This window comes from Pseudomonas sp. TWR3-1-1 (genome assembly GCF_049896545.1).
Taxonomy (GTDB): Bacteria; Pseudomonadota; Gammaproteobacteria; order Pseudomonadales; family Pseudomonadaceae; genus Aquipseudomonas; species Aquipseudomonas weihenstephanensis.
The window spans coordinates 82,512-104,776 of the sequence record NZ_JAFCUO010000002.1 but is presented as its reverse complement, the minus strand read 5'-3'; the positions used below and the strand labels follow the sequence as shown (position 1 = coordinate 104,776).

Here is a 22,265-nt window from a genome sequence, read left to right as displayed (position 1 = left end):
CCGACCATGGCGCGCGGGCGCCGGGAGTACAGCCTATGCAACGCTATTCAGGCTTCGGCCTGTTCAAACACTCCCTCAGCCACCACGAAAACTGGCAAAAGATGTGGCGCACGCCCACGCCGAAAAAGCTCTACGACGTGGTGATTGTCGGCGGCGGCGGGCATGGTTTGGCCACGGCGTATTACCTGGCCAAAGTCCACGGCATCTGCAACGTGGCGGTGGTTGAAAAAGGCTGGTTGGGCGGGGGTAACACCGCACGCAACACCACCATCGTGCGCTCCAACTATTTGTGGGACGAGTCGGCGCACTTGTACGAACACGCGATGAAGCTGTGGGAAGGCTTGTCCCAAGACCTCAACTACAACGTCATGTTCTCCCAGCGCGGCGTTTACAACCTGTGCCACACCCTGCAAGACATGCGCGACTCAGAGCGACGTGTCAGCGCCAATCGCCTGAACGGCGTGGACGGCGAATTGCTCAACGCGCAACAAGTGGCAGACGAAATCCCCTACCTCGATTGCTCTAAAAACACCCGTTACCCGGTGATGGGCGCCACCGTGCAGCGGCGTGGCGGTGTGGCCCGCCACGATGCGGTGGCCTGGGGCTTTGCCCGGGCGGCCGATGCGCTGGGGGTGGACTTGATCCAGCAAACCGAAGTGCTGGGCTTTCGCAAGGAAAACGGCGTGTGCATCGGCGTCGAGACCAGCAAGGGCTTTATTGGCGCCAAACGCGTGGGCGTGGTCACCGCCGGTAACTCCGGGCACATGGCGCGCCAGGCAGGCTTTCGCTTGCCGATTGAGTCGCACCCGCTGCAAGCGCTGGTGTCCGAGCCGATCAAACCGATTATCGACAGCGTGATCATGTCCAACGCGGTGCACGGCTACATCAGCCAGTCCGACAAGGGCGACTTGGTGATCGGTGCGGGCATCGATGGCTGGGTCGGTTATGGCCAGCGCGGCTCGTACCCGGTGATCGAGCACACGATTCAGGCGATTGTTGAGATGTTCCCGGTGTTGTCCCGTGTGCGCATGAACCGTCAATGGGGCGGCATCGTCGACACCACCCCCGACGCCTGCCCGATCATCTCCAAAACGCCGGTGCCTAACTTGTTCTTCAACTGCGGCTGGGGGACGGGCGGGTTCAAGGCCACGCCTGGCTCGGGCCATGTGTTTGCGGCCAGTTTGGCCACCGGTGAAATGCACCCGCTGGCGGTGCCGTTCTGCCTCGAACGTTTCCACAACGGCGCGTTGATCGACGAACACGGCGCCGCCGCGGTCGCTCACTAACAGGAGAAACACCGATGCTGCATATCTTCTGTCCTCATTGCGGCGAACTGCGCTCGGAAGAGGAGTTTCACGCGGCCGGTCAGGCGCACATTCCTCGCCCGCTTGACCCTGATGCCTGCACCGACGCGCAGTGGGGCGACTACCTGTTCTTTCGTGACAACCCCCGCGGGCTGCACCACGAGCTGTGGAACCACGTGGCCGGTTGCCGTCAGTTTTTCAACGCCACGCGCAATACCGTGACCTACGAAATACTGGAAACCTACCCCATAGGTACCGCGCCGCAATTCACTGAACAGCGGTCCCCGGCGACCGCGACTGCCACCCGCGTGCAGGGAGAAAAGGTATGAGCCAGACCCATCGCCTGGCCAATGGCGGCCGTGTGGATCGCAGCAAAGTGCTGACCTTTACCTTCAACGGCCAACCCTACTCCGGTTACGAAGGCGACAGCCTGGCCGCCGCCCTGTTGGCCAACGGTGTCGACATCATTGGGCGCAGCTTCAAATATTCGCGGCCACGGGGTATTTATGCTGCGGGCGCCGAAGAGCCGAACGCGGTGCTGCAAATCGGCGCCACCGAGGCGACGCAAATCCCCAACGTGCGCGCCACGCAGCAGGCGCTGTATCAGGGCCTGGTGGCCACCAGCACCAACGGCTGGCCCAACGTGAACACCGACATGATGGGCATTTTGGGCAAAGTCGGTGGCACGTTGATGCCACCGGGGTTTTACTACAAAACGTTCATGTATCCGAAGTCGTTCTGGATGACGTATGAAAAGTACATCCGCAAGGCGGCAGGTTTGGGCCGTTCGCCGACGCAAAATGACCCGGATACTTATGACTACATGAACCACCACTGCGACGTGCTGATCGTCGGCGCCGGGCCTGCGGGGCTGGCGGCGGCCTTGGCGGCAGCGCGCAGCGGCGCCCGGCTGATCGTGGCCGATGAGCAGCAAGTGTTCGGCGGCAGTTTGCTCGACAGTCGCGAAAGCCTGGACGGCAAGCCGGCGATGGCCTGGGTTGCCAGCGTGCTGGCCGAACTCAACGCATTGCCCAACGTGGTGTTGCTGCCGCGTGCCACGGTCAACGGCTATCACGACCACAACTTTGTGACGATTCACGAACGATTGACCGACCACATGGGCGACCGCGCGCCGGCCGGCCAGGTGCGTCAACGTATCCATCGGGTGCGCGCCAAGCGCGTGGTGCTGGCCACCGGCGCCTGTGAGCGGCCGTTGGTGTATGGCAACAACGATGTACCGGGCAACATGCTTGCCGGGGCGGTGTCCACTTATGTGCGTCGCTACGGCGTGGCGCCGGGCCGTACGTTGCTGCTGAGCACCAATAACGATCATGCCTACCGTGTGGCGCTGGACTGGCTCGATGCCAGTTTGCCAGTGGTCGCGATTGCCGATGCCCGCAGCAACCCGCGCGGTGCGCTGGTCGAAGAGGCGCGGGCTAAAGGCATCCGCATTTTGACCGGTAGCGCGGTGATCGAAGCCCGGGGCAGCAAGCGCGTAACCGGCGGGCGGGTGGCGGCAATTGACCTCAAAGCCCACCGCGTGACCAGCCCCGGCGAGATGCTCGACTGCGATCTGATTGCCACCTCGGGCGGCTACAGCCCGGTGGTGCACTTGGCCTCGCACTTGGGCGCCAGGCCGATCTGGCGTGAAGATATCCTCGGGTTTGTGCCCGGTGAAGCGCCGCAAAAGCGCGTGTGCGTGGGCGGTATCAATGGCGTCTACAGCCTCGGCGACACACTGGCTGACGGTTTTGAAGGCGGCGTGCGCGCGGCCAGCGAAGCCGGGTTTAAAGCCGTCGAAGGGGGGCTGCCCAAAGCGCTGAAACACTACGAAGAACCGACGCTGGCGCTGTTTCAGGTGCCGCATGAAAAGGGCACCGCGCGAGCGCCCAAACAATTTGTCGACCTGCAAAACGACGTCACGGCGGCAGCCATCGAACTGGCGACCCGTGAAGGCTTTGAGTCGGTGGAACACGTCAAGCGTTACACCGCGCTGGGGTTTGGCACCGACCAGGGCAAGCTTGGCAACGTCAACGGGCTGGCCATCGCTGCGCGCTCGCTGAACGTGAGCATCACGCAGATGGGCACCACCATGTTTCGGCCCAACTACACACCGGTCACCTTTGGTGCCGTGGCAGGGCGTCATTGCGGCCCTCTTTTCGAGCCGGTGCGTTACACCGCACTGCACCCCTGGCACGTCAAGCAAGGCGCGGCATTTGAAGACGTCGGCCAGTGGCAACGCCCGTGGTACTTCCCGCGCGGTGGCGAAGACCTGCATGCCGCCGTCAAGCGCGAGTGCCAGGCGGTGCGAGACAGCGTGGGCCTTCTGGATGCCTCCACGCTGGGCAAAATCGACATTCAGGGCCCGGATGCGCGCGAATTTTTGAACCGTATCTACACCAACGCCTGGACCAAACTGGACGTGGGCAAAGCGCGCTACGGGCTGATGTGCAAAGAAGACGGCATGGTCTTCGACGACGGCGTGACCGCGTGCCTGGCCGATAACCATTTCCTGATGACCACCACCACCGGTGGCGCCGCGCGCGTGCTGCAATGGCTGGAGATTTATCAACAGACCGAATGGCCGGACCTCAAGGTGTATTTCACCTCGGTCACAGACCACTACGCGACCCTGACCTTGTCTGGCCCCAACAGCCGCCTGTTGCTCAGTGAGGTGACTGACATTGATCTTGACCGTGAAGCCTTCCCGTTTTTGAGCTGGAAAGAAGGTCGGGTCGGGGGTGTGCCTGCGCGGGTGTTCCGCATCTCGTTCACCGGAGAGTTGTCGTACGAAATCAACATTCAGGCCGATTACGCGATGGGCGTGCTGGAGAAGATCGTCGAGGCGGGTAAAGCCTACAACCTGACCCCTTACGGGACTGAAACCATGCACGTCTTGCGGGCCGAGAAGGGCTTCATCATCGTCGGCCAGGACACGGACGGCTCCATGACCCCCGATGACCTGAACATGGGGTGGTGCGTGGGCCGCACCAAACCGTTTTCGTGGATTGGCTGGCGAGGCATGAACCGCCAAGACTGCGTGCGTGAACAGCGCAAACAACTGGTGGGGCTTAAACCGGTCGACCCGAGGCAATGGCTGCCTGAAGGCGCGCAACTGGTGTTGGACCCCAAACAGGCGATCCCGATGAGCATGGTGGGCCACGTGACTTCCAGCTACACCTGCGGCTCGCTGGGGTATTCATTTGCGATGGGCGTGGTTAAAGGTGGCCTCAAACGCATGGGCGAGCGGGTATTTGCGCCGTTGGCGGATGGCCGCGTGATCGAAGCCGAGATTGTGTCTTCGGTGTTTTTCGATCCCAAGGGCGAACGGCAGAATATTTGAGTGTGTGATGTGTGCAGGCGCGACCAACCACAACATTTGCAACGGGTGAGTTCATGACCACAGCCAACGTATATCAGCAGCGCCCGGACGCGGCGGCCAAAGCCGAGTCATCACTGCATCACAGCACCCTGGCCAGCCTGATCGGCCAGGGCGCGCAACAACCCGGCGTGATCGTGCGCGAGAAAAAACTGCTGGGCCATCTGACCTTGCGTGGCGACGCCCGAGACCCGGCGTTTAGCCAAGGGGTGCATCACGTGCTGGGCCTTGAGTTGCCGGTGGCGCTAACGCTGGCGGTGGCGGGCGAGGTGTCAGTGCAATGGATGGGGCCGGATGAATGGCTACTGATCGTGCCGGGCGGCCAGGAATTTGCGCTTGAAACAGCCCTGCGCCACGCGTTGGCCGGGCTGCACATCAGCGTGGTGAATGTCAGTGGCGGCCAGCAATTGCTGGAGCTGAGCGGGCCGAAGGTGCGTGAGGTACTGATGAAGTCGACCAGCTACGACGTGCACCCCGACAACTTCCCGGTGGGCAAGGCGGTGGGCACGGTGTTTGCCAAGTCGCAGCTGGTGATTCGTCATACCGCGCAAGACACGTGGGAGCTGCTGATTCGGCGCAGCTTCTCGCAGTATTGGTGGCTATGGTTGCAAGATGCGGCGGCTGAATATGGGTTGAGGGTTGAGACCTGAGTGACGGCTGGCCCTCACCCCAACCCTCTCCCGGAGGAAGAGGGGGTTTTGCTTTTTCACCTGACCCCCACAAGGAAACCTGCATGAGCCGCGCCCCGGATACCTGGATTCTCACTGCCGATTGCCCCAGCAGGCTCGGCACCGTCGATGCAGTCACACGCCACCTGTTTGAGCATCAGTGCTACGTCACCGAGCACCATTCCTTCGACGATCAACGCTCCGGGCGTTTTTTCATCCGCGTCGAATTCCGCCAACCTGACGGCTTCGATGAACACGCTTTTCGTGCGGGCCTCGCCGAACGTGGTCATGCGTTTAACATGGTGTCCGAACTCATCCCCCCGCATTACCGGCCCAAAGTGCTGATCATGGTGTCCAAGTCTGACCACTGCCTGAACGACTTGCTGTATCGCCAGCGCATCGGCCAGTTGTCGATGGACGTCGTGGCCGTGGTCTCTAATCACCCCGACCTGGAGCCGCTGGCGCGCTGGCACGGCATTGCATACCACCATTTCGCCCTCGATCCGAACGACAAACTCGCCCAAGAGGCCAGGGTCTGGCAGGTGATCGAGGACACCGGCGCCGAACTGGTGATCCTTGCCCGCTATATGCAAGTGCTGTCACCCCAGCTGTGCCGCAAGCTCGATGGCAAGGCGATCAATATTCACCACTCGTTGCTGCCGGGTTTCAAGGGCGCCAAGCCCTATCACCAAGCCTATGAGAAGGGGGTGAAACTGGTCGGCGCCACCGCGCATTACATCAACAACGACCTCGACGAAGGCCCGATCATCGCTCAAGGCGTGGAAGCGGTAGACCACAGTCATTACCCCGAAGACCTGATCGCCAAAGGTCGCGATATCGAGGCGCAAACACTGGCCCGGGGCGTGGGCTATCACATTGAGCGGCGCGTTTTCCTAAATGGAGGTCGTACGGTGGTGCTGTAGGCGCCGCTTCGCCAACTAAGCTGCAAGAAGATCGGCTTGCGGCTGGCCGATCACCCCTCTCAATAACAACAAGGGTGAACTCGATGGCTGACAATCGCGGCGTGGTGTATTTGGGCAATGGACAGGTCCAGGTGCAATCCATTCCTTTTCCCAAGATGCAAAACCCTCAAGGCAAAGCGATTCACCACGGCGTGATTCTGCGGGTGGTGTCGACCAATATCTGCGGCTCTGACCAGCACATGGTGCGCGGGCGCACCACGGCGCAAACCGGTCTGGTACTGGGCCATGAGATCACCGGCGAGGTGATCGAAGCCGGGCGCGATGTGGAACATCTCAAGGTCGGTGATTTGGTCTCGGTGCCGTTCAACGTAGCGTGCGGACGTTGCCGCAGTTGCAAGGAGCAGAACACGGGTGTGTGCCTGACCGTCAACCCGGCCCGTCCCGGCGGCGCATATGGTTACGTGGACATGGGCGATTGGGTGGGCGGTCAGGCTGAATATGTATTGGTGCCGTATGCCGATTTCAACCTGCTCAAGTTGCCAAATCGCGACGCGGCGATGGAAAAAATCCGCGACCTGACTTGCCTGTCGGACATTCTGCCCACCGGTTACCACGGCGCTGTCACAGCGGGTGTTGGCCCCGGCAGCACGGTCTACATTGCAGGCGCAGGTCCAGTTGGGCTGGCGGCGGCCGCGTCGGCGCGTTTGCTGGGTGCCGCCGTGGTGATTGTCGGGGATGTGAACCCGATTCGACTGGCGCATGCCAAGGCGCAAGGTTTTGAGATTGCCGACCTGTCCAAAGACACGCCGCTGCATGAGCAAATCGCTGAGCTGCTGGGCGAACCCGAAGTGGATTGCGCGGTAGACGCCGTAGGTTTTGAGGCCCGTGGCCACGGGCATGACGGCGCCAAACACGAAGCCCCGGCCACGGTGCTCAACTCATTGATGGGCGTGGTGCGGGTGGCGGGCAAAATCGGTATTCCGGGGCTGTATGTCACTGAAGATCCGGGCGCCGTAGACGCCGCAGCGAAGAAGGGCAGCCTGAGCATTCGCTTTGGCTTGGGCTGGGCCAAATCCCACAGCTTCCATACCGGCCAGACCCCGGTCATGAAATACAACCGCCAACTGATGCAGGCCATCATGTGGGACCGCATTAAAATTGCCGACATTGTGGGGGTTGAGGTCATCAGCCTGGATGACGCGCCGCGTGGCTACGGCGAGTTTGATGCCGGGGTGCCGAAGAAGTTTGTGATTGACCCGCACCGCCTGTTCAGCGCCTAGAGCGCAACACTGAGTCGCAACAGTGAGCGTGCTCGCTGTTACGGCTCATTCGCGCAGTGGCGTGCTGATGTACAACGTTGGGCCCTGCGGCTGGCCATGTTTGGCGCCGCCGCGTTGTTCCAGGGTAATAGCGAGTTGGCGCGCCCCTTTGAGGCTTTTTTGCTGCACGAAGTTGATGCCTGCCCAGTCCTCGGTCTGGGGTGAGATCAGCCCCAGAGACACCGGGCTGGCATTGTCTTGCAAAGCCCACAGCTCCAGATCGCTGCTTTTGGCGGTCATGATGGCTTGCTGGGGATACATCTTCAGGTAGTCGTTGTAAATGTCGACGCGGATCACGGGTCGGGCATTGGCGTCCAACAACATGACCTGGCGTTGAAGGCGCTCGTTTTGCCAGATCACGATCAGCGCCAACACCCCGATCAGCAGGCTGGCATAAACCCAGACAGACATACGCCGCCATGCGGTCTTTTTTGCGGCGTTTGCAGGCGTGGCTCCCTGTCGCAACGAGCTGTAGTAGGGGTTGTGGTACAGCGTGAGGCGAGGCGCGGTCGACATGTAAAAGTCCTGTGAAACAAGCCGGCTGAGCGCTTAGCATCCAGCGGTTTGTGACAGGTGCCTAGCTGTCAGAACTGACAGGTCACGACGGCGACTAGAGTGCTGCCAGTGGGCCTTGGTAAAGCACCGGCCCGGTCGGCTGCCCGGTCGGCGACCCTGCGCGTGGCTCCAGGCTGACGGCCAGCACCACAGATGCCTTGAGCAATTGTTGCTGACTGTCGCTCAGCCCGATCATTCCCTCGCCCCCGGTCGGGATCAGCCCCAGCGACACCGGTTTGCCCTCCACCGGGAGCGCCCACAGCTCCAGGCTGCGCCCAGGTTCGATGGCGGCCAATTGCAGCGGTTGTACCCGCAGGTAATCGGCATGGGCTTCGATCCGCAGGCCCGGCTGCGCCGTACCGCTGAGCAGGGTGGCGTTGTACTGCACGTTGTCGCGGGTATAGAGCACGCCCACGCCCAGGGCTATGACCAGGGTACAGAGAGCAGCGCTGAGTCGCAGCCTGTTCCAGAACGGGCGTTTTTGCGGAACGTGGAGCTTTTGCGGCTCGATGCGCGCCACGATGGCCTGCCACACTTGCTCGGGCACCGGGTGTTCGGTCAGTGGCTGGCTCAGGCTCATCAGGTGAGTGTGCCAGCGGCCGAGTTCAGCGCGCAGAGCCGCATCTTCCAGCAGCAAGTGTTCGAAGCGTCTGCGCGCCAGGGGCGGCATCAAGCCGATGGCGTAATCGGCTGCGAGCGCGCGGCGCAGGCTTGGCGTTTGATAATTCATGCTTCGAGGCACCTGCGCAGGCGTTCCATGCCCCGGCGAATCCAGGATTTGACCGAGCCCAGCGGCGCGTGCAACTGATCGGCCAGCTCGCTGCAACTAAGCCCATGGAAATAAGCAATGGTGATGGATTGGCGCTGCATGGCATCCAGTTGCTCGATGCAGTGATTGAGTGCATGGGCCTCACGGTTGCTGTCCAGCTGCGTATGGGCGTCGGGGCTGTCATCGGCCAGCGCCGCCTGTTGCGGGTCGCTTAACGGCAGTTCACGGTGTTTGCGCAGTTGGTCGATGGCCAGGTTGCGGGTGATGTGGGTCATCCACGTCAGCGGCGCCGACAGGTGCGCTTCGTAGCGTGAAGCGTTATGCCAGATGCGCACAAAGCTCTCTTGCAGCACGTCTTCGGCCAGATCATGCCGCCCGCTCATGCAACGCAGCGCCACCGCATGCAAGCGCGGGGCGACAGTGCGATAAAGGCTTTCAAAGGCGCGGCGGTTGCCCAGCGAACATTGGGCCAATAACTGTTGCAGATGATCGGCGTCGGCGAGGCTGATAACCGTTCTCCCGTCCATTGAGGCTGAGGCATTGAGCCAATTGATGCCTGAGCGTAGTCCACGATGTACGGTTGTTCCATTCATGGCTGAGTCCTCACTGCCTTGATATACGTACATCGCGCATCAATTGGATGCAGGACATTCGGGTTTTTTTTCCACTAAGATTGGCGCCCGGTCGATTCGATAGTGGCACTTGGGAACAACGGCCATTGTTTTGAGTCAAAACCACAGTTTTGCTGCTCCCTGCTGGCGAGCGGTTTTTTAGGTTCTAGAGGTTGAATTGATGAAAAAGTTGAGCGGCGTAGCACTGGCAACATTGATGACTGTGGCGGCAAGCCCTGTGTTTGCGGGTTTCAGCCTGGGTGATGTGGCGAACGTCGCGGCCCAGGTGCAAGGCGCAAATAGCAATGGCGCCTCCACTGACAAATCAGTGCAAGCGGTACAGATGCTGAGCAAAGTCAATGAACTGGGCGTCAAGCCAGAGCAAGCGGCCGGTGGCGTGGGTGCAATGCTGAGCCTTGCGAAAAACCAGCTGAGCGGCTCCGACTACAGCGAACTGGCCAAGCAAGTGCCGGGGGTTAACAAATTGGCCGGTGCCGGCGCGCTGGGTCAGTTGAGCCAGCTTGGCGGTTTGCTGGGTAAATCTGAGGGCGTATCCGAAACAGCAACCAGCGCCGTCAGCAACGTTGCCAACACCGATCAATTGAATGCCGCCTTCACTGCGCTGGGCATGCAAGACGGCATGGTGGCCAAGTTTGCACCGGTGCTGCTGGACTACTTCAAAGGTCAGAACGTCAGCACTTCGCTGCTGAGCAAACTGGGCAGCGCCTGGGGCGTTTAACGTTAGCCGCGCTCGGCACGCAAAGTGCTGATGCGCTGGTCTTTCTTGATCCAGAGCTGGTTGACCCAGCTCTGGATCTGCTCACGAAACACCGGGTCGTTCTCGTAATCACCCTGCCACAACGCCGGATCCAGCTCGCGGGTCTGAATGTCGACAATCACCTTGGGCACCTGCCCGCTGATCAACTCCCAGAATCCCGGAATCCTGGCCTGTGGATACACCACGGTCACATCCAGCACGGCATCCAGTTGTTCACCCATCGCCGCCAGCACAAACGCCACGCCGCCCGCCTTGGGTTTGAGCAAGTAGGTGTAGGGCGAGTGTTGCAGGGCGCTTTTGGCCGGGGTGAAACGGGTGCCTTCCAAATAGTTCACCACTGTGACCGGCTGGCGCTTGAACAGCTCGCAGGCCGCCTGGGTGATTTTCAGGTCCTGGCCTTTGAGTTCCGGGTGCTTGGCCAAAAACGCTTTGGAATAGCGCTTCATGAAGGGGTAGTCGAGCGCCCACCACGCCAGGCCCAGAAACGGCACCCAGATCAGCTCTTTCTTGAGGAAGAATTTGAAGAACGGCGTGCGCCGGTTCAGCCCCTGCATCAGCGCCGGGATGTCCACCCACGACTGGTGGTTGCTGATCACCAGATACGAGGTATCGCGGCTCAAGCCTTCGGCGCCGCGAATGTCCCATTGCGTAGGCAGGCACAGCGCGAAAATGCGTTTGTCGATCTCGGACCACGTCTCGGCGATCCACATCACTGCCCGCGAGTTGAGGTCGCGCAGGCGGCCTGATGACAGCAGTTTGAACACGGCAAACAGCATCAACGGGCCGAACAGGATTAAGGTGTTGCACAGTAACAATAAGGTGACCAAACAGCCGGTGAGCAGGCGGCGCATAAGCAACTCTTGAACGTTTAAGGATTGCCAATGATAAGCAGCGCACCGCATAACGCCAAATCGGTGTGCTGACAAATGTTTCACACCGGTTGGGTTAACCTGACGCCACGCAACTCTATGACCTACCGGGCTGTCTGAAGCGCATGCCCCCGCTCGCGCCCACCGATGGCGTGAACACTGCCCCCCTCAAAAGGAAGCTGTCTCATGAAATCCGTTCTTGCCTTGCTGTCCGTATTGGCCTTGCCGGTGATGGCCGCAGAGCCGACGCTGTACGGGCGTTATGAATACATCAAGCTGCCGGAGATCGGTGAAACCCTTCAGGCCAAAATGGACACCGGCGCCCTGACTGCTTCGTTGTCGGCCAAAAACATCGAGTTGTTCACCCGTGACGGTGAAGAGTGGGTGCGCTTTGTGCTCGCAACCAAAGGCGCGAGCAGCAAGGTGTACGAGCACAAAGTGGCGCGCATCAGCAAAATCAAAAGTCGCGCCGACGAAGATGAAGACAAGGACGAACCGGTAAGCGCCAAGCGCCCGGTGGTCGACCTGGAAATGTGCCTGGGTGATGTCAAACGCACGGTCGAGGTCAACCTGACGGACCGCAGCAGCTTCAACTACCCGCTGTTGATTGGCGCCAAGGCGCTGCGAGAGTTTGGAGCGGCGGTCAACCCGGCTCGTCGCTATACCGCCGACAAACCGGACTGCTAAGCAGGCCGCGTGGCCTGCATCGAAGGGCGCTTGCTGACCTCGGCGTACCACGCGCTTAACTGCGCATTAGGCGTGCGCCAGTCGAATTGGGGCAGGCGCAGGTCGAGATAACCCAATGCGCAGGCCAGACTGATGGCCGCAATATCGAAGTGGCTGGCCAGTTCGGCGATGGCGTCCTGCTCAAGGGCTGCCAGCGCCCGATGGATTTTGTCAGCCTGCGCGTTGAACCAGTCGTCCCACTGTTTTTCAACGGGGCGCAAGCCGTGCTCATAACGCATCAGTACGGCCGCATCCATGATCCCGTCCGCAGTGGACGCCAGCGTCAAACGCCGCCAGCGCGCCGCACCGATGGCCGGGATCAGCGGGTTCCCGACGTGTTGTTGATCGAGGTAGTCGAGGATCACCCGGCTGTCGTGAATCACCGAGCCGTCTGCCAATTGCAGTGCGGGCAGTTTGCCCAGCGGGTTGGCGCAGTTGAGCGCCGCATCGGGGGCGGTGGGTGTGAGCGTGACCGGATGCAGGGTGACGCGATTCTGCTGGCCGGTCTCGTGCAGCATCACCAGGACTTTGCGGCCAAAGGGCGAGGCCGGGTTGTTGAACAGGGTCATGCTCGGTAGGGACATGGTGCTGACTCGACAAGGGTGGATCGAATTAGCCTAGACACTGACAGAGCGGCGCGCCAAAAAACGGCGCGCGATTCAGCGCTTGAGCAGACCACGCGCGCAAATCCACACCGGTACTCCCAGGCCGATCCAGCTCAATACATCCCAGGCGCCGTCATCGAGCAGCGCGCTGAATAATCCCATCGCGCTGAGCAAACCGATGGCCAGCGGGATGGAAAACACTTTCCAGAAATTGGATTGACGCGGTTTCATCGCGTGGCCTCCTTTGCGGCTTTGCGCCGTACCCACCACAGGTACAGACCGCTGCCGAGCACGACGATAGTCAACAGGTCGAGGGCCGCCCACAGAATTTTCATCGGCATGCCACCGTAGTCGCCGAAGTGCAGCGGTTGCGACATGCCCATCGCATCCATGTACCACGGCCGGCTGCCTACGGCCGTGACCTCAAGGGTGCTGGCGTCGATCAACACCGGCGTCAGCAAATGGGAGGTCAGGTGCGTACTGCCCTTCATGAACACCGCGTAATGATGCTCGCTGGAAAAACGTGTACCGGGGAATGCGATGAAGTCCGGGCGCATGCCAGGGGCGGCGTCGGCGGCGATGTCCAGCAGGCGATTGGCAGGCGCCAGGTGCGTCAGCGGCGGTGCGTTGCGATACGGCTCGACCATGGCGGTGAGGCTGTCGGTGCGCCACGCGGCGATGATCAAATCGGCACAGGCGCTGATGACGCCGGTGACACCCACCACCAACGCCCAGGTAAGCGTAACGACACCGATCAGGTTATGCAGGTCGAGCCAGCGCAGGCGGGTGGACTTGTCGGTGCGCACCGTGGCGAAGGTCTGGCGGCGCATAAAGGGCAGGTACAGCACCGCGCCCGAGATGATTGCCAGCACGAACAAAATACCCATGAACGCCAGCAGCAGTTTGCCGGGCAGCCCGGCGAACATGTCCACATGCAGGCGCAGCATCACCATCATGATGCCGCCATTGGCCGACGGCATCTCCAGCGCCTCGCCGGTACGGGCGTCGAGCATGAACGTGTGCGACGAGTTGGGTTCGGTGCCTGCGGTGGCGGCCATGATGGCGATCACCGCGTTTGGCTCGTCGTCTTCACTGCCAAAGTACTGCATCACCTCACCCGGCCTGTGGGCCTCGGCGGCCTTGACCAGTTGTTGCAGGTTCAGGCGTGGCGTGTCGGCGGGCATCTCCCGAAGCTGGGGGCTGTCACCGAGCAAGTGATCGATTTCATGGTGAAAAATCAACGGCAAACCGGTCAATGCCAGCAACAGCAAAAACGCGGTGCAAATCAGGCTGGTCCAGGTATGAATAAAAGACCAGCGGCGGATGGTTTTGCTTTTCATGACATTCCAAAAATGACGCGACATGTCGTAGCCGCTGCCGAAGGCTGCGTTCGATTGCGAAGCGCTCGTAAAACCTGAGTGCCAGGTTTAACTGGCACTCAGCGGCCCCTGAGTTTACGGCGACTCAGCCGCTCGCAGCCTTAGGCAACGGCTAGGAATTCAGGCGAGGCTGCTTAGAACTCTAGCTGCGCCGAGAACTGGACGGTGCGTGGATCGCCCAGGTAGTGGCTGTTGAGCCAGTAATCTTTGTTGGCCAGGTTACTGACGTTCATGCGCAAGGTCAGGTCATTTTCTGACACCTTCATGCGATACCGCGCGCCGGCGTCAAAGGTGGTGAAGGAGGGCAACTGATAGTCGTTGGCTTCGTCGGTGTATTGCTTGCCGGTGTAGAACGCACCGCCAGTCAATGCCAGACCGGGCACCGCGTTGATGTCGTATTCGGCGTACACCTTGGCCAGTTGCTTGGCCACGTCCACCGGCGCATTGCCGTCGTTGGCTTTGACGTTGGCGTCTTTTATTTTCGGGTCGAGCAAGGTGAAACCACCGACCACGGTCAGCTCAGGCGTGACCTTGCCGGTGACACTGAACTCCAGACCGTTGTTCACCTGCTTGCCGCTTTCACTGTAAATCATCGACTCACCGAGGTAGCCGTTAGGCTTTTCGATGTTGAACAGCGCCAGGGTGAACAAGGTTTCGCCCACGGTCGCTTTAGCGCCTACTTCGTATTGCTTGCTGACTTGTGGCGCGAAGATTTCACCCACATTGATGGCGTTGTACGGTGCGGTGCCGCCTGCTTGCAAGCCTTCAATATAGGTCGCGTACGTGGTCAGCCACGGCACGGGTTTGTAGATCAAAGACACGCTGGGCGAGGTTTTGCTGGCGTCGTAACGGGTCTTCTTGTCGGTGGCGGAGTAGACGAAGTCGTTGGCATAGGACTTGATCTGGGTACGGGTCACACCCAGGATGCTCGACCATTGATCGTTGAAGGTGATGACGTCGCCAATCAGGAAGTTATTGGTCTGGGAGGTGTTCGACAACCGCTGGTTGCCATGTCCTACGGAGTATGCGGGTTTGCTCACTTGCTCTGACGTGCCGAAAGGCAAAGCACCACCGCCGACGTCGCCATACTGCGTGCCGTTTGTAGGGATGTGGTCTTCGTACATGCGAATACGCGCGTTATTGCCCTGATAACCCAAGGTCATCTTGTGGCCGATGGCGCCTGTGTTGAACGCAGCATCCAGGAACAGGTAACCGGAGTTTTCCTGGTGCTCGATGGGGGCGAACGCATACAGCGGCTGGGTATAGACCCCCGCGCTGGAGACCGTCGGGCCGGTGTAGGTGTTTTCTTCGGTGAATTTTTGAGCAGAGAAAGCAGCGCGCAAGGTAAAGGTGTCGTTCAGGCGCCATTTGGCGCGGACGCCGCCCTTGTCGGTTTCGTTGTCCGAGAATGACCAGCGCTGGCTGTACAGCTTGTCGTTGTCCAGCACTGAGGCCCGCGGTCGCAGCGCTTGATCGCTGAAGTACCAGTAGCTGGTCAAACCGCGCACTTGCGTTTTTTTGTGCGAGGCGTCGAATTGGATTTGCAGGTCGTCGCTGACGTTCCAGTCCACCGCGAGGCTGATCAGCTCGCGACGGCGTTTTTGCATATCGATGGCGGTTTCGCCATCTTGGGTGAGCAAGTTCAAGCGATAAGCAAACTGGCCTTCGTCGTCGATCTTGCCGCCGAAGTCACCGTGCAGGTAATAGTTATCGCCACCGGCATTGCCCAGCGTCACGCTGCGATAGTTTTCGTAGGTGGGGCGTTTGAGCACGTAGTTGACCAAACCGCCTGGCGATGCAGGTCCATACAGAAACCCGGTCAGGCCGGTGACCACTTCCAGTTGCTCGGTTTCTTCGAGAAAGTTACCGGCGTCGGCCAAGGTTGAGAAACGCAGGCCATCGTTGGCAATGCTCAAGTTACCCGGTGCGCTGAAGCCCCGGATGTTCACGGCGCTGGCGTAACCAGCCCCCGTGGGGGAAAACACCTGGGTGAACGGGTTGCGCTTAAACACATCATCCAGCGAAGTGGCCTGCGTATTTTTCAGAAAGTCTTGCGAAGTCACGCTCATGGAGTACGGCGTGTCTTGCAGCTTCATCCCGCCCAGTGCGCCGACGTTGTTGACGTTTTCACTGACATAGCCCGCGGCTTCGGAACCTTCGGCCACCGCTGTGGCGTTGATATTCACATCGCCCAGGGTCAGGGTGCCTTCCTCGATGGGCAGCAACGTGTACGACTCGCTGGCGCTTTGCTGCAACTGCAACCCACTCCCTTGCAACGCCTCGCGCAGCGCCGTGGTCGGCTCGAACTGGCCGTTGACCGGGGCTGAGGTTTTGCCCGCCAATAACGAGGCGTCAATCGCCAGCGTGATCCCGGCCTGGCTGGCGATCTGGTTCAGTGTCGACGCCAAAGGCCCGGCAGGCAGGTTGTAGCTGCGCGCGGTTGCGCTGAGTTCGGCGGCCATCAGCGCGGGACTGGTCAGCGGAGCGCTCAGGGCAATGGCAATGGCGAGCAAGCTGGGGCGCAATAACGTGTCGAGGGTACGGGACATTCGGCGAATTCCTGAATGGAAATGTTTCTCAATGCCTCTATGCCGAACGAGTTTGGAAAAGTGATAGGGCTGATCGAAAATTATTTGTATTCAGGTTGAGCCTTGTCGTCGTTGCTGATTTTAAAGCTGCGGTTGAATGGTTTTACGACCGCTGCGCGCCCGGACGCAGCCTCGCATTACTCGTCAGCGACTACAGAAAACCGCTGGGGTGGGTGTAGCCGTTGCCGAAGGCGACGTCCGATTGCGAAGCGATCGTAAATCCGTTGCCTGCGGTGAATGGTTTTACGACCGCTACGCGCCCGGACGCAGCCTCGCATTACTCGTCAGCGACTACAGAAAACCGCTGAGGTGGGTGCGTAGGTCGATGGCGTTCTGGGTCAAGGGCGCATACGTCTGCGCGCCGGGTAATATTTTGCTGACGCAGCGGGCCATGTAGCCGTTGCTGCCCAGGTCTATGAACAGCGGGTTTGCTATGTCACGGACTAATGCGTTCAGCGTGTTGGGCAGATGGCAGGGTTTGATGGTGTTGTCGATAAACCCTGCGATCAAATCATCCTGAACGGTATATGCCCGCTGTTGCACGGTGGAATAGAGCGCCAGGGTCAGTGGTGACCGTGGAATACCTGGCATGGTGCGAAGCGCTTCTTGCTGGACGCCTGTGTGTTGCGGATGGTGAGAGGCATACGCAATGTTGAGTTTGCGCGGAGGTGGCGTACCCGGTTGCGTGGCATCGATCATGGCTTGAAGTGCGTCATGAGAGCCACTGACTACCGTGTGGGTCGGCGAATTGACAGTGGCTAGCGCCAGATCAGGGTGATTGATTTTACGTAACGTGGCGCGGGTTTTTTCTTCGCTGGCGTTGACCAATAGCATGCTGCCTTGGTTCAGCACTGAGCGATAAGCATCGTTGAGCGCACAGGCCATGCGCGCTCCGTTGGTAATGCTGACGTTGCCTGCACATTCACGCGCGGCGATTTCGCCAAAGCTTTCTCCGAGTGCCGCCTTGGGTTGTAAGCCTGAGCGGCGCAAGACGTGCGATAACGCCACCGCACCCGTATACAGCGCCAACTGATTCAAACCGTAGGGTAAGGACGCCCCCGTGTCCGGCGTTAGCAGTACCTCGCGCAGCATGTCGGGGGCAATGGCATGACCTTGTTGCTGGCGTTCTTGAACCACGCTGTCGACCGCGTCGAGCACTGCGTCGATGGTGTTTTGTATGTCGGCGTTCAGTTGATACAACTCTTGCAGTATGCCTTGAGGGCTGCTGCCTTGGCCGGGGTATAAAAAGACGATGGGGCGACGGTTGATCTCAGGTAATAGCGGCATGGATCCTTCCTCGGCTATTGAGTGTTCGCGCTTTGAGCAGCGCGAAAGCGAGCATAGACACAAGGCTGCGTCATGGCCGGTCAAGGGGCGATAAAGCGATCACTGGTAGTGCCGCGCCGATTAATGGACCTGCGGTTTGCCGCTGACGGTGACCCACCACGGTGTGTGTTGCTTGATTTGCACGGGCAAGGTAGGCAGCAAGGCGTTGAGCGCCAGTTCGATGTTGTTCAGCGGGAAGCTGCCCGTGATGCGCAGGTCGGCCACGTCGTCGTCAACGCCCAAGTGGCCACGTTTATAGCGGTTGAGTTCGCGCACCATGTCGGCCAGTCGCACGTTGTCGAGCACCAGCATCCCGTGGGTCCAGGCGTCTGCTGCGGGGGTGACGGCGAACATCTGACCCAAGCCATCACGGTGCATCAACACTTGTTGGCCTTCGTTGTAGAGGGTTTCGTCGGCGCTGCTTTGCGGGCGGGCAGCAACGCGCGATTGCAGGACGCTGAGCCGTGTGCCGTCGTCTTCGCGTTTGACCAAAAACCGTGTGCCCAGCGCACGCAGGCTGCCATCGCGGGTTTGTACGATAAACGGGCGAGCGTCGTTATGGCCGGTCTGCACCATGATTTCGCCTTCGTGCAGCACGATCAGGCGGGTTTTGTCGTCGAATCGCACATCCACGGCGCTGTGGGTGTTGAGGTTGATCAAGGTGCCGTCGGCCAGTCTCAGTACGCGCTGTTCTCCGGTGGCGGTGCGTTGGTCGGCCATCCAGTAATCAACCGGCAAGTAGTTTTTACCCGCGAACAGTGTTAGCCCGATCACGAGCGCAAGGCTCGCCACGCCACCACCGATTTTGCGCATGCGCTGGTGCGCACTGTTGCGGGCCTTGAGCAATGCATTGCGGGCTGGGACGCTGGCGGTGCTGAAACGATGGTCGAGCATGCCCAGTTGCAGCCAGGCCCGGGCGTGTTCTTCGCTGGCGGCGTACCACTTGGCGAATTCGGCTTGCTCGACCTCACTGCCGTTGCCGCAGTCCAGACACAATTGCCAGGCAATGGCGGCGTCCAGTACACGGGCCGAAACCGGCTTGGTGTTGGCCTGGCTCATGTCGGCTCGCCATACAGCGCGATATAGCACTGACGAATGCCTTGGGCCAGGTACTGACGCACGCGTGGCACCGACACGCCAAGGCGTTCGGCGATTTGGGCGTGGGTCAAGCCGTCGAGGCGGCTGTAAAGGAAGGCGGCGCGGGACTTGCTCGACAGCTTGCCCAGCAGACGGTCGATGGCTTTGAGGTCTTCGAGGATCAGTTGCTGTTCTTCGGGCGACGGTTGCTCGGCCTCCGGGATCAGCATCAACTCGTTGAGATAAGCCTGCTCCAGTGCGGCGCGGCGAAAGTAATCAAACAGCAGGCCCTTGGCGATGGCGGCCAAAAAGGCGCGTGGCTCGCGCGGTGTTTGTAGTTCGGTGCGGCCCAGCAGGCGTACAAAAGTGTCCTGGCTCAAGTCTTCAGCCCGTTGCGGGCAGGCCACGTTGCGCCGCAACCACGCCAGCAGCCAGCCGCGATGGTCGCGGTAAAGCGATCCAACCAGCTCACTGTGGGGATTTTGGACTGACGACAAAGGCATCACCGAATGCAAGTTTTAACTAACGATAATTATTCGCGATTGTGTCAGAGGCAAAAGCCATGCGCAATTGACGCTCATCGGATGGCCGACAAGACGCCTGTGCTTTCAGACGGGCTTGAGTCAGAGCGGTGTGCCGAGCAACACCAGCGAGGGCGCAAATTGCACATGGGCCTGGCTCCCGGCCTTTAGTCCAAGTGTTGCCAGGTGTTGCGCTTCGGTCAGGGCACACAGGGTTTGGCCATTGGGCAGGTTGATGCGCACTTCGCTGGGGCCATTGTCGGCATGCAGGACCTGTTGAATCTGGCCCTCTAAATGGTTGTGATCTGCGATGACGTCCTGGGGCGCAATCAGTTGTAACCAACCTGCCTTGATCAACGCGACGACTGGGGTGCCGACCTCAAGCTCCAGCCGTAGCGTGCTGTCGTGCGTGATCTGCGCATGCAACAGCAGCCCGCCTGCCAGTTCAAGCGCAATCAAATCGTTATGGCCCTGGTTGCGGATGGCGCCGACCGTGCCGTGTAACTGGTTGCGGGCGCTGGTTCTGAGCATCAGTCGCCCCAGTAAATCGAGGTCTTGGGCATCTTCTGCGGCTTCCAGCACTTGGTGTTGCAACGCGTGCAAACGCTGATACAGGCGCAGCACACGCTCGCCAGCGACGGATAACCGCGCGCCGCCCCCTCCTTTGCCGCCCACGCTGCGCTCCACCAGCGGTGTTTGCGCCAGGTTGTTGAGTTCGTCGATGGCATCCCACGCGGCCTTGTAGCTGATACCTGCGCTTTTGGCGGCGCGGGTGATCGAACCTTGCTCGCTGATGTGCTGCAACAAGGCAATACGCTGCGGACGACGAACAATGTGTTGCGCAAGCAAAGCGGGCACGTGCATGGCGATGGATTCGTAAGGTGTCAGGGTCTGGCAAAGTGCCCGCTCACCGCCTTGCCGTCAAGGCGGCCCGTCGGGCTTGGGCGTGCGCGCCAGGCAATACACGTCAACCCGTTTGGCGCCCGCCTTGAGCAACAGCCGGGCGAGGCTTTGAGCCGTTGCGCCGGTGGTCAGCACGTCATCGACCAACGCCAGATGCCGCCCGCAAACGTGTGCCTGGGGAGCAAGAGCAAAGGCATGCAGCAAGTTGCGGCGACGGGTTTTGGCATCCAGCGCTTGTTGTGCAGGGGTGTCTTGGGTGCGCATCAGCCAGTGCGCGGGGCATGCAATGCCCAGGCGCTGAGCGAGCCATTCGCCGAGCATGGCGGCCTGGTTGAACCCACGCTGGCGCTGGCGGTGCAGTGACAGGGGGACCGGCAGCAGGAGGTCGGGCCGGGCATGGCCGTGTGCGTAGTGATTGAGTAGCGATTGACTCAGAAGTTCGGCTAACAGGCGGCCATAGGGCCATTTTGCGTGGTGCTTGAAGCGTACGATCAGGCTGTCCACCGGAAAGTCATACACCCAGGCCGCGTGTACACGCTCAAACGCGGGCGGATGTTTGATGCAGTCGGCGCAGATCAGGCCCGATCCTGGCAGCGGCAACGCACAGTGTTGGCAGCCTTCACCCAGCCAGGGCAGCTCATGCTCGCAATCGACGCACACGCTGTGGAGGGAGTCGGCCTGCCCGTCACACAATAAACAATGCTGGTTATTAAATAGCCAGATGTAAACCTTGCTAAATAGACTGGGTTGACAGCTCATGTCGCATCCTTAAACATGCCGGGCATCCGTGCCGTGCCTGAAGTGATCGCTTCAGGTTCAAGTCCAGCATAAACAAGAGAAACGCCGATGAGCGCCAGCACCTTTAACACCATGCGTCATGATTGGTCTTTAGCCCAAGTGCGGGCGTTGTTTACGCAACCGTTCAATGACCTGCTATTTCAAGCGCAGACGGTTCACCGTGCGCATTTCAACGCTAATCGGGTGCAAGTCTCGACGCTGCTGTCGATCAAAACCGGCGCCTGCCCGGAAGATTGCAAATATTGTCCGCAGTCGGGCCACTACAACACCGGCCTGGCCAAAGAGAAGCTGATGCAGGTGCAAGCGGTGCTGGACGAAGCCGCGCACGCCAAGGCGATTGGTGCGACACGTTTCTGCATGGGGGCGGCGTGGAAACACCCGTCTGCCAAAGACATGCCCTACGTGTTGAAAATGGTGGAAGGGGTCAAGGCGCTGGGGCTGGAAACCTGCATGACCCTGGGCAAGCTCGATCAGGCGCAAACCGCTGCCTTGGCTGACGCGGGGCTGGATTACTACAATCACAACCTCGACACGTCGCCAGAGTTCTACACCAGCATCATCACCACGCGCACCTACAGCGAGCGTCTGCAAACCTTGAGCTATGTGCGCGATGCCGGGATGAAGATTTGCTCCGGCGGGATTCTGGGCATGGGCGAGTCACTCGACGACCGCGCCAATCTGCTGATCCAGCTGGCCAACCTGCCAGAACATCCGGAGTCGGTGCCGATCAACATGCTGGTGAAGGTGGCCGGTACGCCGATGGAAAACGCCGAAGACATCGACCCGTTTGACTTCATCCGCATGCTGGCGGTAGCACGCATCATGATGCCGCAAAGCCATGTGCGGCTGTCGGCCGGGCGTGAGGCGATGAACGAGCAAATGCAGGCGCTGGCGTTCTTTGCCGGTGCCAACTCGATCTTTTACGGCGATAAATTGCTCACCACCGCCAACCCGCAAGCGGACAAGGACATGTTGCTGTTCAGCCGCCTGGGCATCCTCCCTGAAGCACACGAAGACCATGCCGACGAAGTGCATCAGGCGGCCATTGAGCACGCTTTGATGGACCAAAAATCCAGCGAGCAGTTTTATAACGCTGCGGTTTAACAGCGCTGCATTTTTGTAGTCGCTGCCGCAGGCTGCGATAAAGGCCGCAGCACCTTGTTTATG

Annotated in this window: 22 protein-coding genes; 9 read left to right on the top strand and 13 right to left on the bottom strand. The window is 60.2% G+C overall.

From position 1 onward, the window contains the following. Positions 1 to 35 precede the first annotated feature (35 nt). The 6 genes from ACP7A4_RS05990 to fdhA all read left to right on the top strand — a co-directional run bounded on the left by ACP7A4_RS05990 (position 36) and on the right by fdhA (position 7,554). Positions 36 to 1,286: a sarcosine oxidase subunit beta family protein gene (locus tag ACP7A4_RS05990; protein ID WP_059765350.1), complete on the top strand. Its 1,251-nt coding sequence runs from the start codon at positions 36 to 38 to the stop codon at positions 1,284 to 1,286. Between the two features lie 14 nt (positions 1,287 to 1,300). After that, the gene (locus ACP7A4_RS05985; RefSeq protein WP_059765347.1) at positions 1,301 to 1,633 is read left to right on the top strand and encodes a sarcosine oxidase subunit delta; all 333 of its coding nucleotides are present in this window, start codon (positions 1,301 to 1,303) and stop codon (positions 1,631 to 1,633) included. Continuing rightward, positions 1,630 to 4,647: a sarcosine oxidase subunit alpha gene (locus ACP7A4_RS05980; protein ID WP_426245990.1), complete on the top strand. Its 3,018-nt coding sequence runs from the start codon at positions 1,630 to 1,632 to the stop codon at positions 4,645 to 4,647. Before ACP7A4_RS05985 ends, ACP7A4_RS05980 begins: the two co-directional genes overlap by 4 nt. Positions 4,648 to 4,700: 53 nt before the next feature. Next, a complete protein-coding gene (locus ACP7A4_RS05975; RefSeq protein ID WP_203301946.1) occupies positions 4,701 to 5,333 on the top strand; it encodes a sarcosine oxidase subunit gamma in 633 nt (210 codons plus the stop codon). Between the two features lie 83 nt (positions 5,334 to 5,416). Next, complete coding sequence (purU, locus tag ACP7A4_RS05970; protein WP_048364179.1) at positions 5,417 to 6,274, top strand: formyltetrahydrofolate deformylase; 858 nt, start codon at positions 5,417 to 5,419, stop codon at positions 6,272 to 6,274. 83 nt (positions 6,275 to 6,357) lie between these two features. Next, entirely contained in the window at positions 6,358 to 7,554 is a 1,197-nt protein-coding gene (fdhA, locus tag ACP7A4_RS05965) for a formaldehyde dehydrogenase, glutathione-independent (RefSeq protein WP_048364180.1), read from the top strand. Between the two features lie 45 nt (positions 7,555 to 7,599). Here the strand turns inward: fdhA and ACP7A4_RS05960 are convergent, their stop codons facing one another. From ACP7A4_RS05960 to ACP7A4_RS05950, 3 genes are all read right to left on the bottom strand, one after another. Continuing rightward, complete coding sequence (locus ACP7A4_RS05960) at positions 7,600 to 8,109, bottom strand: anti-sigma factor domain-containing protein (protein ID WP_203301945.1); 510 nt, start codon at positions 8,107 to 8,109, stop codon at positions 7,600 to 7,602. A gap of 94 nt (positions 8,110 to 8,203) precedes the next feature. Continuing rightward, positions 8,204 to 8,878 (bottom strand): anti-sigma factor, encoded by a 675-nt coding sequence (locus ACP7A4_RS05955; RefSeq protein WP_426245986.1) that lies wholly within the window; start codon positions 8,876 to 8,878, stop codon positions 8,204 to 8,206. Beyond that, positions 8,875 to 9,510: a sigma-70 family RNA polymerase sigma factor gene (locus ACP7A4_RS05950; protein ID WP_059766187.1), complete on the bottom strand. Its 636-nt coding sequence runs from the start codon at positions 9,508 to 9,510 to the stop codon at positions 8,875 to 8,877. The genes ACP7A4_RS05955 and ACP7A4_RS05950 overlap by 4 nt, the downstream gene beginning before the upstream one ends. Positions 9,511 to 9,709: 199 nt before the next feature. Between ACP7A4_RS05950 and ACP7A4_RS05945 the strand changes: the two genes are divergently transcribed. Next, positions 9,710 to 10,267 (top strand): DUF2780 domain-containing protein, encoded by a 558-nt coding sequence (locus ACP7A4_RS05945; RefSeq protein WP_426245984.1) that lies wholly within the window; start codon positions 9,710 to 9,712, stop codon positions 10,265 to 10,267. 2 nt (positions 10,268 to 10,269) lie between these two features. Here ACP7A4_RS05945 and ACP7A4_RS05940 read toward each other — a convergent pair whose 3' ends face one another. Continuing rightward, a complete protein-coding gene (locus ACP7A4_RS05940; protein WP_048364185.1) occupies positions 10,270 to 11,157 on the bottom strand; it encodes an acyltransferase in 888 nt (295 codons plus the stop codon). Positions 11,158 to 11,361: 204 nt separating this feature from the next. Here ACP7A4_RS05940 and ACP7A4_RS05935 point away from each other — a divergent pair, with 204 nt between their 5' ends. Beyond that, the gene (locus ACP7A4_RS05935) at positions 11,362 to 11,862 is read left to right on the top strand and encodes an ATP-dependent zinc protease family protein (RefSeq protein WP_059765335.1); all 501 of its coding nucleotides are present in this window, start codon (positions 11,362 to 11,364) and stop codon (positions 11,860 to 11,862) included. Here ACP7A4_RS05935 and ACP7A4_RS05930 read toward each other — a convergent pair. The 9 genes from ACP7A4_RS05930 to ACP7A4_RS05890 form a co-directional block, all read right to left on the bottom strand. Then, complete coding sequence (locus ACP7A4_RS05930; protein ID WP_426245981.1) at positions 11,859 to 12,485, bottom strand: glutathione S-transferase family protein; 627 nt, start codon at positions 12,483 to 12,485, stop codon at positions 11,859 to 11,861. The two genes, ACP7A4_RS05935 and ACP7A4_RS05930, sit on opposite strands and share 4 nt — an antisense overlap. Before the next feature lie 75 nt (positions 12,486 to 12,560). Further along, entirely contained in the window at positions 12,561 to 12,737 is a 177-nt protein-coding gene (locus tag ACP7A4_RS05925; protein WP_165599930.1) for a hypothetical protein, read from the bottom strand. Next, positions 12,734 to 13,846 (bottom strand): PepSY-associated TM helix domain-containing protein, encoded by a 1,113-nt coding sequence (locus tag ACP7A4_RS05920; protein WP_426245979.1) that lies wholly within the window; start codon positions 13,844 to 13,846, stop codon positions 12,734 to 12,736. The genes ACP7A4_RS05925 and ACP7A4_RS05920 overlap by 4 nt, the downstream gene beginning before the upstream one ends. Before the next feature lie 173 nt (positions 13,847 to 14,019). Further along, positions 14,020 to 16,434, bottom strand: coding sequence for a TonB-dependent receptor (locus tag ACP7A4_RS05915; RefSeq protein ID WP_059765329.1), 2,415 nt, complete (start codon positions 16,432 to 16,434; stop codon positions 14,020 to 14,022). Positions 16,435 to 16,764: 330 nt separating this feature from the next. Then, positions 16,765 to 17,760 (bottom strand): acyltransferase domain-containing protein, encoded by a 996-nt coding sequence (locus ACP7A4_RS05910; protein ID WP_203301941.1) that lies wholly within the window; start codon positions 17,758 to 17,760, stop codon positions 16,765 to 16,767. A gap of 120 nt (positions 17,761 to 17,880) precedes the next feature. After that, positions 17,881 to 18,858 carry a FecR domain-containing protein gene (locus ACP7A4_RS05905; RefSeq protein ID WP_426245976.1) on the bottom strand — a complete coding sequence of 326 codons (978 nt, stop codon included), beginning with the start codon at positions 18,856 to 18,858 and terminating at the stop codon, positions 17,881 to 17,883. Then, on the bottom strand, positions 18,855 to 19,379 hold the full coding sequence (locus ACP7A4_RS05900) for an RNA polymerase sigma factor (RefSeq protein WP_203301940.1): 525 nt from the start codon (positions 19,377 to 19,379) through the stop codon (positions 18,855 to 18,857). The genes ACP7A4_RS05905 and ACP7A4_RS05900 overlap by 4 nt, the downstream gene beginning before the upstream one ends. 120 nt (positions 19,380 to 19,499) lie before the next feature. Further along, positions 19,500 to 20,261, bottom strand: a complete 762-nt coding sequence (locus tag ACP7A4_RS05895) for a TOBE domain-containing protein (protein WP_426245974.1) — start codon at positions 20,259 to 20,261, stop codon at positions 19,500 to 19,502. Between the two features lie 57 nt (positions 20,262 to 20,318). Then, positions 20,319 to 21,059 (bottom strand): ComF family protein, encoded by a 741-nt coding sequence (locus ACP7A4_RS05890; protein ID WP_426245972.1) that lies wholly within the window; start codon positions 21,057 to 21,059, stop codon positions 20,319 to 20,321. An 87-nt stretch (positions 21,060 to 21,146) separates the two neighbouring features. Here ACP7A4_RS05890 and bioB point away from each other — a divergent pair, with 87 nt between their 5' ends. Then, the gene (bioB, locus tag ACP7A4_RS05885; protein WP_426245970.1) at positions 21,147 to 22,202 is read left to right on the top strand and encodes a biotin synthase BioB; all 1,056 of its coding nucleotides are present in this window, start codon (positions 21,147 to 21,149) and stop codon (positions 22,200 to 22,202) included. Positions 22,203 to 22,265: the final 63 nt, after the last annotated feature.